This window comes from Brevundimonas sp. SS2672 (genome assembly GCF_059579685.1).
Map to the genome: position 1 here is coordinate 816,514 of NZ_CM184201.1, position 13,571 is coordinate 830,084.

9 protein-coding genes are annotated in these 13,571 nt (G+C 65.3%); 3 read left to right on the plus strand and 6 right to left on the minus strand.

Going from position 1 to position 13,571, the window contains the following annotated elements:
• Window positions 1-7: 7 nt before the first annotated feature.
• From AC52GN_RS03990 to AC52GN_RS04000, 3 genes are all read right to left on the minus strand, one after another.
• The gene (locus AC52GN_RS03990) at window positions 8-2,221 is read right to left on the minus strand and encodes a TonB-dependent hemoglobin/transferrin/lactoferrin family receptor (RefSeq protein WP_496528256.1); all 2,214 of its coding nucleotides are present in this window, start codon (window positions 2,219-2,221) and stop codon (window positions 8-10) included.
• A gap of 193 nt (window positions 2,222-2,414) precedes the next feature.
• Window positions 2,415-3,848, minus strand: coding sequence for a TonB-dependent receptor (locus tag AC52GN_RS03995; protein WP_496528257.1), 1,434 nt, complete (start codon window positions 3,846-3,848; stop codon window positions 2,415-2,417).
• The gene (locus tag AC52GN_RS04000; RefSeq protein WP_496528258.1) at window positions 3,763-5,208 is read right to left on the minus strand and encodes a TonB-dependent receptor; all 1,446 of its coding nucleotides are present in this window, start codon (window positions 5,206-5,208) and stop codon (window positions 3,763-3,765) included. Before AC52GN_RS04000 ends, AC52GN_RS03995 begins: the two co-directional genes overlap by 86 nt.
• Window positions 5,209-5,570: 362 nt before the next feature.
• Here AC52GN_RS04000 and AC52GN_RS04005 point away from each other — a divergent pair, with 362 nt between their 5' ends.
• From AC52GN_RS04005 to AC52GN_RS04015, 3 genes are read left to right on the plus strand one after another with little or no spacing between them, the layout of a single operon-like run.
• Window positions 5,571-6,929: an MFS transporter gene (locus tag AC52GN_RS04005; protein ID WP_291783539.1), complete on the plus strand. Its 1,359-nt coding sequence runs from the start codon at window positions 5,571-5,573 to the stop codon at window positions 6,927-6,929.
• Between the two features lie 2 nt (window positions 6,930-6,931).
• Window positions 6,932-8,776, plus strand: a complete 1,845-nt coding sequence (locus tag AC52GN_RS04010; RefSeq protein ID WP_496528259.1) for a DUF8034 domain-containing protein — start codon at window positions 6,932-6,934, stop codon at window positions 8,774-8,776.
• Window positions 8,764-9,969: an SGNH/GDSL hydrolase family protein gene (locus AC52GN_RS04015; protein WP_496528260.1), complete on the plus strand. Its 1,206-nt coding sequence runs from the start codon at window positions 8,764-8,766 to the stop codon at window positions 9,967-9,969. Before AC52GN_RS04010 ends, AC52GN_RS04015 begins: the two co-directional genes overlap by 13 nt.
• 5 nt (window positions 9,970-9,974) lie before the next feature.
• Here the strand turns inward: AC52GN_RS04015 and AC52GN_RS04020 are convergent, their stop codons facing one another.
• The 3 genes from AC52GN_RS04020 to kdgD all read right to left on the minus strand — a co-directional run bounded on the left by AC52GN_RS04020 (window position 9,975) and on the right by kdgD (window position 13,506).
• Window positions 9,975-11,552 (minus strand): carboxylesterase/lipase family protein, encoded by a 1,578-nt coding sequence (locus AC52GN_RS04020; protein WP_496528261.1) that lies wholly within the window; start codon window positions 11,550-11,552, stop codon window positions 9,975-9,977.
• A 17-nt stretch (window positions 11,553-11,569) separates the two neighbouring features.
• On the minus strand, window positions 11,570-12,487 hold the full coding sequence (locus AC52GN_RS04025) for a LysR substrate-binding domain-containing protein (RefSeq protein ID WP_496528262.1): 918 nt from the start codon (window positions 12,485-12,487) through the stop codon (window positions 11,570-11,572).
• A gap of 74 nt (window positions 12,488-12,561) precedes the next feature.
• On the minus strand, window positions 12,562-13,506 hold the full coding sequence (kdgD, locus tag AC52GN_RS04030) for a 5-dehydro-4-deoxyglucarate dehydratase (protein ID WP_346485620.1): 945 nt from the start codon (window positions 13,504-13,506) through the stop codon (window positions 12,562-12,564).
• Between the last annotated feature and the right edge of the window lie 65 nt (window positions 13,507-13,571).

A 13,571-nucleotide genomic window follows, 5' to 3' on the forward strand; every position in this document is an offset into this window, starting at 1 on the left:
AGGCGGTTCACAGGCGGATGTTCAGCGAGACGCCGACGTTGCGGCCCGGCTGGGTGAAGGCGTCGAGCGTGGCGGGGCTGGCGCCGACGGCGGGGCGGTTCAGGCCGCGCACGTCGCTCCACCAGGCGTATTTCTCGTCGAAGACATTGAAGACGCCGGCGCGCAGGGTGGCCCGCTCGGTCACGTTCCAGAAGGCGGTGACGTCCAGCAGGGTGAAGCGCTCGCCCGGCCAGCACAGGCCGCCGCCGCATTCATGGTTCGACTTGCGGTCCGACCAGGTGACGGTGGCGCTTCCGCCCCAGACGCCCGAGGGGGCGGCGTAGTTCAGCCCGCCGACCAGCTTGATCGGATCGACGCTGGTCAGGGCGCCGCGTTCGCCGTCCGTCTCCTGCTCGCCGTCTGCGAAGGAGGCGGCGACGATGGCCGAGAGGCCGTTGTCCCAGTGGATGTCGCCGCGCGCTTCCAGGCCCCAGATCTCGACCTTGGTCAGGTTGACGTACTGATAGATCAGCGGATCGACGCCCGGCACGCCGGTTCCGCGCACCACCACCTGATTGATGAAGTCGTCGTATTCCGTGCGGAAGGCCGTGGCCTGCAGCGAAAGGGCGCCGCCGAAGGCCTCCAGATTGCGGAAGCGGAAGCCGCCCTCGATGCTCTCGCTGGTCTCGGGCTTCAGGTCTGGATTGGGGATGGACTCGTAGCCGAACACCGGGTTGGCGAAGAAGTTGTTCACCTGCATGGGCGAGGGCGCTTTGAAGCCCTGGGCGTAGTTGGCGAAGACGCCGAAGTGGTCGTCCGCCCAGTAGATGGCGCCGATCTTGGGCGACAGATGGCTGTCGCTCTGGCCTTCGGCCGGGGCCGGGAACAGGGCGTCGGCCTTGGGCGTCAGCTCATACCAGTCGTAGCGCAGGGCCGGGATGATGCTGAGGCGGCCGCCCAGCAGATCGATCTCGTCCTGGATGAACAGGCCCGCCAGGTCGAACTCGGTCTTGGGGAACGGACGGGCGGGGAAGGGCTCGCCCATCGGCGGGACCGTGCCGTCGCGGATTCCTTCCTGGGTGGTGTGCGACCAGTCGGCGCCGAAGGTGACACGGTGGCGAACAGCCTCGCCGCCGAAGCTCTTGGAACCCTGCGCCGCCAGGCCCCAGACGGCGTTGTCGAAGGTCACGTCGCGGGTGCGATCGCCCAGCGTCGGACGCTGCTCATAGGTGAACTGGCGCGTCGTCGCATCCTGCCAGAAGACGGCGGCGGACCCGGAATCGAACCCCAGGAAGTCGTCGAAACGCCAGTCCAGGCTGACGCGGTCCCGCTGCGTCTCGTCCTGGGCGCTCAGGCCGGTGACGGAGGCGGAATAGCTGCTGAGCGCCTCGCCCTCCATGTCCTGGTCGAAGTGGTCGTAGGTCAGGCGCAGAGTGTGATTGGGCGCTGCGTCCCAGACCAGCTTGGCCAGCACGGCGTTGGAGGCGAAGTCCTGAGGGTTGGGCTGGGTGCGGGCCGCGCCGACGCCGCCCGTTTCGGCCATGTTCTCGGTCTCCTGGGAGTCGCGACGGGTGTAGGCCAGCAGGCCTGACAGGGGCCCGCTGCGCCCGGCCAAAGCCAGGCCTTCGGTCCAGCCCTCGTCGGCGGAGTTGTAGCCGACCCGCGCACGGGCGCCGAAGCTGCGGCCCGCCTCGATGAAGTCGGTCGGGTCCTTCGAGGTGAAGCTGACCGCCCCGGCGATGCCGTCCGAGCCGTAGAGGGCCGAGGCCGGACCGCGCAAAATCTCGACCGACTTGACCAGATCCAGATCGTTGTAGCCGCCGCGCCCCACAGCTTGCGCCCCGAAGGCGAAGCCGTCCGGCACCCGCACCCCGTCCTGCACGATCAGCACCCGGTTGCCGCCCATGCCGCGGATGGTGAAGCCCGAATTGCCGTCGCGTCCGGCGCCCGACAGGGCGGCCGAGAAGCGGGCGGGGCTGGTCGGAACGCTGACGCCCGGTTCGAACCGGATCAGGTCCTTGATGTCGGTGACCAGATTGGTCTCGATCGCCTCGGCGGTGATGACGCTGACGCTGGCCGGAACTTCATCGACGCGGCGTTCGGTGCGGGTGCCGACGACGGTGACGGGCGCCACCCGCACCGGCTGGTTCAGATCGATCGCGGAGGCAGCCTCCTCGGCGATGGCCGGGAAGGCGGCGGCGAGGGCTGAGAGCCCGGCGGAAATCATCAATAGCGAACGCATCGGCGGCACCCCGTTGGAAACAGGCTCTGCCTTTAATGCGAACGATTATCAGAATCAATCTAAGTTCTGTTGGGTCCCCAAATTCATAACCTGCCGCTCGAACATCACCGGCGCGGCATGGACCTGACCCTGACAAAAGAACGCCGCCCCTCTGGGAGGGGCGGCGCCAAATGGGGCCAGGAGAAGATTTCGCTCAGAAGGTGTAGCGAAGCCCCACGAAGAACTGCCGACCGGTGTGGCTGTAGACATTCAGGCGGTTGGAGGCGTCGACGTACTGGTGGTTGAACTCATCAGTCAGGTTGATGCCTTCGACGCTGAGCTTGAGCCTGTCGTTGATGTTGTAGGAGGCCTGGGCGTCGAAGTTCAGGGTTTCGTTGACGCCGGCGACCGAGTTGCCGTCCGCAGCGGGAACCCCTGTCAGATAGCCCTGACGATAGGCCGCCGACCCCCGCACCGAAAACTTGTCGGTTTCATAGTAGAGGGTGAAGTTGGCGGCGTTTTTGGACAGGCCGACCAGGGTCTCGTTGATGGTGGTCAACGGATCAAGGTTCTGGATGTAGGTGATGTCTGAATCGACGAAGGTGTAGTTCGCCTGAACGCCGAAATTCTCCATCCATCCGGGCAGGAAGTCGAGCCGCTTCTGGACGTTGATCTCGAAGCCCTTCAGCAGACCGCCTTCAGTGTTGATCGGCTGGGTGGTCCGGAAGAGGGTGTCGGGAGTGGCCAGCGAGCCGTCCAGCAGCGAATTCGGCAGGCCCAGTTCGCTGAAGGGGATGTTCTGCGTCAGGCTCTGAACGAAGGTGTTGATGTCCTTCACGAAGACGCCCACCGCAAAGAGGCTGTCCGCGTCCGGATACCACTCCAGGGACAGGTCCAGATTATCCGAACGCGTCGGGTCGATGTAGGGATTGCCGGTCGAATAGCTGAAGTTCGACCCCTGGATGCCGACGTCGCCGCCGGGCGTCAGGCTGGAGATGGAGGGACGGGCGATGGTCCGCGCGACGGAGACGCGTGCGATCAGGGTGTCGGTCAACTCAACCGCAAGGTTCGCCGAGGGAAGCCACATATCGTAGGTGCGATCGACATCGACGAGGGCGCTTCCAGCCGCCGTGGTTTCGTATCCTTGGGACCACTGTTCCGTGTTGACGTAACGAACCCCGGCGTCGCCCCGCCAGGGCAGACCGAAGGCGGTGAAACGGAAGTCCGCCTGGACGAAGGCTCCTGTGTCGGCCTCGTCGACATTGATGTATTGGCCGCGCGCCGAGGAGTTCTCAACCCCGGTCAGGGCGTAGATGCCCGTGTTGGAGTAGATGTCGTAGGCGTCGATGAATTTGTTGATGTCGGGCGCCAGCCATTGGGTGGACACGCCATCCGGCAGGCCCAGGCCGCGACCGAACCCGGAAAAGACGCGAGACACTTCGGCCAGTTGGGCGGGCGTCAGCGTGTCGACGATCGTTTCCCTGGTGCGATAGAGGCCGCGCGAGGCGAAGGTGAACTTGCGGTAGTCTACGCCAGCCTTGATCGTCAGATTGTCGTTCAGGTCATACTCGCCGAACACCTTGGCGGTCTTGAAGGTGTTTTCCACCGAATTGGGTCGGATGCGAACTTCGGATGTCCCGTTGATCATCGACCAGTTGGCCGGATCGGTCAGGTCGAGATCCGAAGTCGATCGCGGGCGTCTTTGACCGGAAGTCATAGGAGAAGCCGTTGGTGTTGGCCCGATCGAAGGTGATGATGGTCGAAACCGGGTTGTTGAAGTCGGACTTGGAGTAGCCCCCGACGAAACCGGTGCGGAAACGATCGGTCCAGTTGCGGTTCGCGGTCAGGGTGTACTGCTGGAACTCGGTCTGGAGTTCGTCATGGGCGGATTGCGTGCGCACGTCCACCGCATCCATCACGGCGGCGACGATGTTGCGGCCGTCGACGACGCCGGACCGGATGATCGTCTGCGGCTTGCCGGCGCCGGAACGGCTGAGGCCGATGGCCTGCAACTGGGCTTCGTCGCGCGTGGACTTCACGTCTGAATAGAGGATGTCGAACGTAATGGTCGAGCGGTCGTCCGGACGGAACTGCAGCGATCCGGTCAGGCCCAGACGTTCCGTGTTGTGATCGTATTGCACATACGACGGCAGGCGGGGGTGGAAGAGGCCGGTGGTGGCGCTGGTGTTGTTGATCTGGTCAATCGTGAAGCCGTCGATCGTCGACGCTGAGTTGAAACCCCCGTTGGCTCCGCCGGCGCTCCAGCGCGTGATGTTGGCGCCTTCCTCCAGGATATGGCGCTTCTCATAGGCGGCCGAGAACAGGGCGCCGAAACGGCCGTCCGCCCAGGTGTTGGAGGCGAGCAGGGTGAAGCGCGGCTTCACGTCGCGCGCCAGATCATTGTAGCTGCCCTGAATGCCCATCACGAGCGTCGGTTCGCGATAGTCAAAGGGGCGGGCGGTCTGAAGATCGACCGTCGCGCCGAGCGAACCTTCCTCGACGTCCGCCGAGGCCGACTTGCGCACCGTCAGGCTGTTGAAAAGTTCCGAGGCGAACATGTTGAAGTCGAAGCCGCGCGTGCGGTTCGTGCCGCCGGCGTTGACCGTGCCGCCCGTGGTGGCGATGGCCTCCATGCCGTTGACGCGGACGCGGGTGTATTCGGATCCCAGTCCGCGGACCGAAATCTGGCGGCCTTCGCCATTGGCGCGAGTGATGGCCACGCCGGGCACGCGCTGGAGAGACTCGGCGAGATTCAGGTCGGGGAAGTCGGCGATGTCCTCGGCCTTGATGACGTCGACGACGCCCGATTCACGTCGTTTCGCGTTCACGGCGCTCTGTAGCGACGCCCGGAAGCCGGTGACCACCACCTCATCGACCTGGGTGGCGGGGCCGCCCTGAGCAGATGTGTCGCTGGACTGCGCATAGACGCCCCCGGCGCTGGCTATCAATACGGCCAGGGCCGACGCCCCCGTCTTGAGCGCAAATTGGAAATCATGCGTGAAACGCATCGCCTCTTCCCTCCCTATCGCCCGCGTTTCGCGGGTCTCTCTATGGCGCATGGACTGACGTCGCTGCACGGCCGCCAGCTTGTCGCAAAACCCTCAAACAGGACGATAGGTTGACCGGATCAATGCACGCCAATCCGAAGAGGGCATCAACCGATGCGTCCTGCGCACTGATCGCGCTTTGATACCGGTTACCTATCCATGCCGTCTTTGTATCGATCTATAGGTGTTTTGGCTTAGACGAGTTGCCGACTTCCTGCCTATCGTCACGGTCAAGGCGCACGCAGAGGCGCCGTCAAGGGAGAGACGGCCAGCGACGATCGGCGTCCTCGGTCCTGTCTCGCAGATCAAGGAAGCGCATCAAGATGACCGACGGGACAGCTGCGTCCGCCGCCCCCCAAGCCCAGCGCCGCACACGGGTCCGATACGGCATCCTGCTGCTGATCTTTCTTCTGACCACGATCAACTACGCCGACCGGGCGACCTTCTCCATCGCGGGCGACGCCGCCTCGCGCGACCTGGGGCTGAGCCCGGTCGAGATGGGCTACATCATGTCGGCCTTCGCCTGGGCCTATGTGATCGGACAGATACCGGGCGGGGTGCTGCTCGACCGGTTCGGCACCAAGATCGTCTACACCCTCGCCATCGCGGCCTGGTCGCTGTTCACCCTGTTGCAGGGCTTTTCGGGCTTTCTGACCGGCGGGCTGATCTTCGCGGGCCTGTTCGCCATGCGCTTCATGGTGGGCTTGGCCGAAAGCCCGTCGTTCCCAGGCAACGCCCGTATCGTGGCCGCCTGGTTCCCTGGGTCGGAGCGTGGCACCGCTTCGGCCATCTTCAACTCTGCGCAGTATTTCTCGCTGGTGGTCTTCGCCCCCTTCATGGGGTGGTTGGTGCATACCTTCGACTGGCATTCGGTCTTTTTCGTTATGGGGGGGCTGGGCCTGCTCGCCGCCCTGGTGTTCTGGAAGATGGTTCACAGCCCCATCCAGCATCCGCGCATCGGCAAGGCCGAGCTGGACTACATCGAGGCTGGAGGCGGCCTGATCCGCATGGAGGACAGGACCATCTCCAAGTCGGCGGCCTTCACCTGGGACAATGTCAGGCAGGTGCTGGGCAGCCGCATGCTGATGGGCGTGTTCATCGGCCAGTACGGCATCAATGTGCTGACCTATTTCTTCGTCACCTGGTTCCCGATCTATCTGGTGAAGGAGCGGGGGCTGAATATCCTGGAGGCCGGTTTCGCCGCGGCCGCTCCGGCTCTGTGCGGTTTCGTCGGCGGGGTTCTGGGCGGGGTCATCTCCGACGCCCTGCTGAAGAAGACCGGCTCCCTGACCATCGCGCGCAAGACGCCTTTGCTGATCGGCATGGTGCTGTCGGCCCTGATCATCGCCTGCGCCTATATCGATCACTCCGGCCTGATCATCCTCGTCATGGCGCTGGCCTTCTTCGGCAAGGGCATCGCCTCCCTGGGCTGGGCGGTGGTGTCCGACACCTCGCCGCGTGAGTTCGTCGGCGTGACCGGCGGCATCTTCAACACCTTCGGCAACTCGGCCGGCATCGTGACGCCGATCGTCATCGGCTACATCGTGGCCGCGACCGGTTCGTTCGACGGCGCCCTGTGGTTTGTGGGGGCTCACTGCCTTCTGGTGATCGCGGCCTATTTCCTGATCACCGGCAAGATCGAGCGTCTGACGTTGACGGCGGCTCAGGACACGACGGCATGAGGATGAACCGCAGAAACATTCTGGCCGGAGCGTCTGTCGCCGTTCTCGGTGCGGCCCTGAACCCGAAGGCGGCGCAGGCCGCGCCCCTGCGTATCGCTTCGCCCATGGCGGCGCCGACCTGGGCCTTGCTCCAACGGGAGCTCCTGCGCGCCAACACGGAAGCGTGCGAGGCCTTCTACGCCCGCTATTTCGACGAGCGCGGCTATTTCCTGTGCTTCGAGCGGTGGGGCGCCAACGACGGCCCCGACGACGCCATCGAGAACGTCAACGGCTGGCCCCTGCTGCACGCCATGGGCGCGCCCGACCGACTGAAGACCATGTACACCCAGGCCTGGGAAGGACATCTGCGGCAATACACCGAGGCCAGAACCGTCGAGGTCGAGATAGCCCGGCAAGGCATGTTCTATAAGGAGTTCAACGTTCAACTCGACTGGCAGCATCACGCCGAAGAGATGACGCTGTTCAATGTCCAGGGCCTGTCCGATCCCGACAATCCGCGCCTGCGCGACCGCGCCCGCCGCTTCGCCGGTCTTTATATGGGCGAAGATCCGGACGCGCCGAACTATGACCCCCGGCATCGGGTCATCCGCAGTCTGATGAACGGTTCGCGCGGACCGATGCTGCGCAAGGCGACGGCCTTGGACTGGGCGGGCGATCGTTTCGATCCGACCGGCTTCTTCATGGAGCATGGCGAGGAGACCTATGAAGAGACGCTCGAGCACTATGAGGAGTACACGGACGTCGTCGGCGACCATCCGCTGAACCTGCTCTCCACGAGCCTGGCGCTGAACGCCTATATGCTGGAGCAGGAACCCAAATACCGGCAGTGGCTGTTGACCTACATCGACGCCTGGGCCGAACGGGCCAGGGCCAACGACGACATCCTGCCTTCGAATATCGGGCTGGACGGCGTGATCGGATCGGCCGCCGACGGCAAGTGGTGGGGCGGCGCCTATGGCTGGGGCTTCAGCCCGGTCAACCCGGTCACGGGCAAGCGCGAGGACCGCAACCGCGTTCCGCGTACGGCCATGGGTTTCTTCAACGCCTATCTTCTGACCGGCGACGACAAATATCTTCAGACGTGGCGCGCCCAGGCCGACCGCATCAACGCCCAGCGTCGAACCGTCGACGGCAAGATCCAGACTCCGACCATGTATGGCGAGAGCGGCTGGTACGGTTGGCGAGACGGTCTGCACATAGCCAATTCGCTCGACATCTGGTGGTTCTCGATGAAGGAGAGCGACCGTCGTCGTGCGCCGGATCATCCGTGGGTCGCCTATCTGGAAGGCCGCAATCCGGACTGGGTCGAGACGGCGCTTCGGGCCGACCTGGCGCGAGTGGCCGAGGCGGCCCGCAAGCAGCGCGAGGATACGACCACGCCCGATACTCGCCTGGCGGACGGGGTGATGGATCAGAACCCGGCCCAGGTCATGGCCTTGATGCATCAGACCATGGGCGCCATCCATATCGCCCGACCGTCATGGGCGGGCGCCGGCAGCGCCAATGTGGGCGGCTCGCCCCTTTACGCCCGTTTGCGGTATTTCGATCCGGACGCCCGTCGCGCCGGCCTGCCGCCGGATACAGCAGCCCTGATCGATCGGATGACGGCGGACGAAACGGGCGTCACGGTGGTCAATCTGAGCCAGACCCGGACGCGGACGGTGACGGTGCAGGGCGGCGGCTATGGCGAGCACCGGATCAAGGATGTGCGGATCGGCGACGCGCGCCATGCGGTGAATGACTCCGCCTTTACCCTGAGCCTGGCGCCGGGATCGGGCGCACGGCTGGTGCTGAGCATGGAGCGCTACGTCAATCAGCCGACGCTGACCTTCCCATGGCGACGCTGATCCGGCGCGGCTTCGCCGCATCGACGTTCGTCTTGACGCTCGCCCTGACGACAGGCGCCGCATCGGCGAATGACGAGCCGCACTGGGTTGCGGCCTATGCCTTCGCGCCCTCGGCGGAGATGGGGCCTGTGGGGCCGGCCTCGGCGCCCAGTCCGAACGACCCGCGCGGTCCGCTTGGGCCGGAGGCGGTGCAGGACGTTCGCCTGACTCATATCGTGACCGTCGCCGCGTCCGGCCGGCGGGTCCGGCTGAAACTGTCCAACACCCATGGCGCCGAGCCGGTGCGGATCGGCGGGGTGAGCATCGAGCACAATGGCGCGCGCCACCCGGCGCGCTTCGACGGGACGCCTTCGGTTGTCATTCCGGCGGGGGCGTCATGGCTTTCCGACCCGCTCGACCTGACGGTCGAAGCCCTGGACGCGCTCGCGGTCAGCATCGACCTGCCCGAGCGGACGCGCCTGCCGACGCACCGTTGGCGGCAGACTCTGACGAACGCCGACGGCTCAACCGGTCAGCCCATGCGACTTGGCGTCCTGCTGTCGGCTGTCGAGGTCGAAAGCGCCTTTCCGCCCGGCGTCATCGTAGCGTTCGGCGACTCGATCACCGAGGGGACCGGCGCCCTGCCCGGCGGTGCGGGGGGCTGGCCGGAACGGCTGGCGAGGCGCATGGTCGAAGCGAAACGTCCATGGGCCGTCGTCAATCTGGGCATCGGCGGCAACCGTCTGTTGCATCGAGGCTCGGGTCCGTCAGGCCTCGAAAGGTTGGACGCCGACGCCCTGGCGCAGTCCGGCGCGCGATGCCTGATCCTGCTGGAAGGGGTCAATGACATCGGCCGTCCGTCGCGGGCGGCCTACGCCCACCAAAAGGTCGAGGCCGCCCAGTTGATCGCCGCCTATCGTCAGGTGATCCAGCGCACCCGCGCCGCCGGGTTGAAGGCGGTCTTGGCGACTATCCCGCCATTTGAAGGGGCTTCCTATTTCACGGCCGAAGGTGAGGCGACGCGCGCCGCCGTCAATCAGTGGCTGCGCCAGCAGAGCGAGGCCGACGGTCTGATCGATTTCGACGCCGTCCTGCGCGCCCTCCAGGCGCCGTCGCGCATGCGCCAGGCGTTTCACAGCGGCGACTGGCTGCATCCGTCCGACGCCGGCTATCAAGCCATGGCCGAGGCCATTCCGCTCGACGTCTGCGGCTAGGCGCCTCAAGTCCCCTTCTTCAGGAAGGGCGCGGTCTGGAACAGGCGGCGTTCTTCGGCGCGCGGATCGTTCTCCGTGCGGCTTTCGACGTCGAAGATCATGGTCTGGCGTTCGGGCAGGGTATAGCAGCCCCATGTCGGGATAGCGGCGTTGTTCGGATCACCGGTTCGCGCAAAGGCGATGAAGGTCTCGCTCATCGCCTCGGCGACCTGCTGGGCCTCCGGTCCGCTTCCGGCGCGCGAGCCGGGCTTGTCGCAATTGTCGAACGCCAGACCGATGTCGAAGCCGTGATAGGCGCCCAGCCGCGGCTCGACCGGCGATCCGAAGTCCAGTTGATACATCCACGTAGGACCGTTCTGCTTGGCGCGCTCCTCGGCCTGGATCAGATGACCGGGGCGTGACCGACCACAGGTCGCGGCGGCGAAGAAGACTTCGCTCGGCGTCATCTGCGGGAAACGCCGACGATACCAGTCGACGACGTACTTGGCGTTCATGTCGAGCACGAACTCGGGCGCCAGCTTGGCCGCCACTGTGTCCCAGGTCAGGCGGAAATTACGCTCGTCTCCCGCCGTGAAGCTGCGCGCCTCGTCATGGGTGTTGCCGATGATCATCGGGATGTGGGCGCTTTCGGCCGGAGCGTCCGGTACGAACGGATGGCGGGGCAGGACGTCATGGTCCATCACCGACCAGAAATAGACGTCGTCGCCCTCCTCGATCGGGTCCTTCATGCGCAACCCCTCGACCAGCCGCTCGGTCGGCAGGTTCGCCAGTTCCGCTGCGCGCTCGGGGGACAGGCTCAGATGATCGAGGTAGCGCCGCATGCGACGCTCCGCGTGTTGCGGCCCCATGGCCGTCACGTGCTGGCCGCTCATGGTGATGACGCGATGGTAGAGACCCGACGCGAGCGGCATGGCCATCAGGGTCACCAGTTTGCCGCCGCCGCCCGATTGACCAAAGACCGTGACATTGCCGGAATCTCCGCCGAAGGCCGAGATATTGTCCCGCACCCATTGCAGCGCCAGGATCAGATCCAGATTGCCCACGCTGCCTGAAGCCGCATAGGCGCTGCCCAGAATCTGGCCCAGGCCGTTATAGCCGAAGACGTTCAGCCGGTGATTGAGCGTCACCACCACCACATCGCCGCGTCGGCAAAGGGCCACGCCGTCATAGAGGGGGCTTGAACCGGAGCCGTTGGCGTGGGCGCCGCCATGCACATAGACCATGACGGGACGCGCGCCGCCGTCGGCCAGGGCAGGAGTCCAGACGTTCAGGAACAGACAGTCCTCGCTCTGGTTCGGCTCATTGCTTTTCTGGGGCGAGGCCGCCCCGTATTCAAAGGCCGGCGCGATGTCCGACCACGGTTCAGGCGCCAGCGCGGGCTGGAACCGTCTCGGCTGGGTGTCGGCGCCGTAGCGTACTCCCTTGAAGACCTTGATCCCGCGATCCACGGAGCCTCGCACGCGTCCATGACGCGTCGTCGCCACCGGGGTGGCGCTGTCGGCATGAACGCCGCCGGCCATGGCTGACAGCGCCGCCGCGCCGCCTAGCGCGCATACGGTCCGCCTGCTGATCGGATCGCTCATGGTCGTCTCCTTTGGGGTCAGGTCGCCTCGGCCGCTGGATCGGCGTCGGAGGCGGGGTCCGTCTCGAACAGATCAAGCAGGGGCTTCAGACTGGGATTGTCGTTATCGCGTCGCCAGGCGACGTAAAGCTCGACCGGTCGAGCGGGATCGATGTCCAGCGGACGGAACTCGACGCCTTCGAAATGCAGGCGCATCGCGGCCTCGGGAACGATCGCCGCGCCGATGCGGGCATGCACCAGAGCCAGGATCGAGTGGATCTGACTCATGTGCTGAACCTGGTGCGGGGATACGCCCGCCTTGTCGAACAGGCCGGCCAGCATGCTGTGAAAATAGCCGGCCCCCTCGGGCGCATACATGATCATCGGGCGGCCGTCGAAGTCGCCGAGCGACAGGACTGGCTTGTCAAGCCGCGGATCGCCGGACGGGAGGGCGGCGACCAGGCTCTCGTTCATCACCCTGATCTTGTCGAACTCGGGCCGGTTCAGCGGGGGGCGGATCAGGCCGAGGTCGATGCGTCCCGTCAGCAGGGCTTCGATCTGCTCGCCCGTCACCATCTCGCGAAGGGCCAGGTCGACGCCGGGCAGTCGCGTACGCGACAGTTCGACCAGTTGGGGCAGGAAGCTGTAGCCGGACGCCGCCGTGAAGCCGATGGCGACCCGGCCCTCTTCGCCGCTGGCGATGCGGCGAGTGGTCAGAGAGGCTGTCTCGGCCAGACGCAGGATGCGTCTGGCCTCGATCAGGAAGGATCGGCCGGCCGGAGTCAACCGGACCGAACGGCTGGTGCGGTCCAGAAGAACCACGCCTAGAATGCGCTCCAGCAGTTGCACTTGGCGGCTGAGGGGCGGCTGGGTCATGTTCAGCCGCTGGGCCGCCCGACCGAAGTGAAGCTCTTCGGCCACCGCCACGAAACAGCGCAACTGGCTCAGTTCAAACATGATCGGCCCTCCCTTGAACCGAGGAGCCTAGAAGCTTCGGTTCAAGGGGAACAGCGCGGCCTGCGAGGGCCGGGTCAGCCGTTGGCCCTCAACTTGGCCGCCTGCGGCTGGATGCGGGCGATCAGGGCCTCCAGCTCGGCGAACTCTTCCGGCTTGAGGTCGACCAGCGGGGTGCGAACGGGACCGGCGCTGCGGCCGATCGCGGTCATTCCCGCCTTGACGATAGAGACGGCGTAGCCTTTGCCCTTGTTGCGAATGGCGATGTAGGGCAGCACGAAATCACGCAGACCCGCCATGATCGTCGCATGATCGCGTGCGCGCACCGCCTTGTAGAAGCTCTGCGCGAACTCCGGCACGAAGTTGAAGATGGCCGAGGAATAGGTCGTCACGCCCATTTCCAGATAGGCGGGGGCGAAGGTCTCTGCTGTCGGCAGGCCGCCGATGTAGGTCAGACGATCGCCCATTCGGCCATAGATCTGCATCATCAACTCAATGTCGCCGACGCCGTCCTTGAACCCGACCAGGTTCGGGTTGCGCTCGCACAGCTTTTCGAGCGTGTCCGCGTTCAGAATGCCGTTGTCGCGATTATAGACGATGACGCCGAGTTTGGTCGCCTTGCAGACGGCCTCGACATGGGCCGCCAGGCCTTCTTGCCCGGCGAACATCAGATAGGGCGGCAGGAGCAGCACGCCGTCAGCGCCTGCGGCCTCGGCCGACTGCGCCATCTCGACCGCCGCCGCAGTGCCGTGGCCCGCCCCGGCGATGACCGGAGTGCGCCCCGCCGTTTCGGCCACGGCGGCCTTGACCACCGCCTCGATCTCGGCAGGTTTCAGTGAGAAGAACTCGCCCGTGCCGCCCGCTGCGAAAAGCCCGGCCAGTTGGTTCTGAAGCATCCAGTCGCAATGCTCGCGGTAGGCGCTTTCCACAAAACGCCCCTGGGCGTCGAAATGAGTGACTGGAAAGGACAGCAAGCCGCCGCCGATCGTTTCCGCCAACTCCTTCGGCGTCATTCTGGACATGGTTTTTCCTTGATCTGGAAGACATCCCCGACGGCGTCTTCACCTGTGTCTGGAAGAGACGGTAT

Coding starts and splice junctions, on each gene's coding strand:
- AC52GN_RS03990 (WP_496528256.1), bottom strand. CDS start 2,221: ATGCGTTCGCTATTGATGATTTCCGCCGGGCTCTCAGCCCTCGCCGCC.
- AC52GN_RS03995 (WP_496528257.1), bottom strand. CDS start 3,848: ATGATCAACGGGACATCCGAAGTTCGCATCCGACCCAATTCGGTGGAA.
- AC52GN_RS04000 (WP_496528258.1), bottom strand. CDS start 5,208: ATGCGTTTCACGCATGATTTCCAATTTGCGCTCAAGACGGGGGCGTCG.
- AC52GN_RS04005 (WP_291783539.1), top strand. CDS start 5,571: ATGACCGACGGGACAGCTGCGTCCGCCGCCCCCCAAGCCCAGCGCCGC.
- AC52GN_RS04010 (WP_496528259.1), top strand. CDS start 6,932: ATGAACCGCAGAAACATTCTGGCCGGAGCGTCTGTCGCCGTTCTCGGT.
- AC52GN_RS04015 (WP_496528260.1), top strand. CDS start 8,764: ATGGCGACGCTGATCCGGCGCGGCTTCGCCGCATCGACGTTCGTCTTG.
- AC52GN_RS04020 (WP_496528261.1), bottom strand. CDS start 11,552: ATGAGCGATCCGATCAGCAGGCGGACCGTATGCGCGCTAGGCGGCGCG.
- AC52GN_RS04025 (WP_496528262.1), bottom strand. CDS start 12,487: ATGTTTGAACTGAGCCAGTTGCGCTGTTTCGTGGCGGTGGCCGAAGAG.
- kdgD (WP_346485620.1), bottom strand. CDS start 13,506: ATGTCCAGAATGACGCCGAAGGAGTTGGCGGAAACGATCGGCGGCGGC.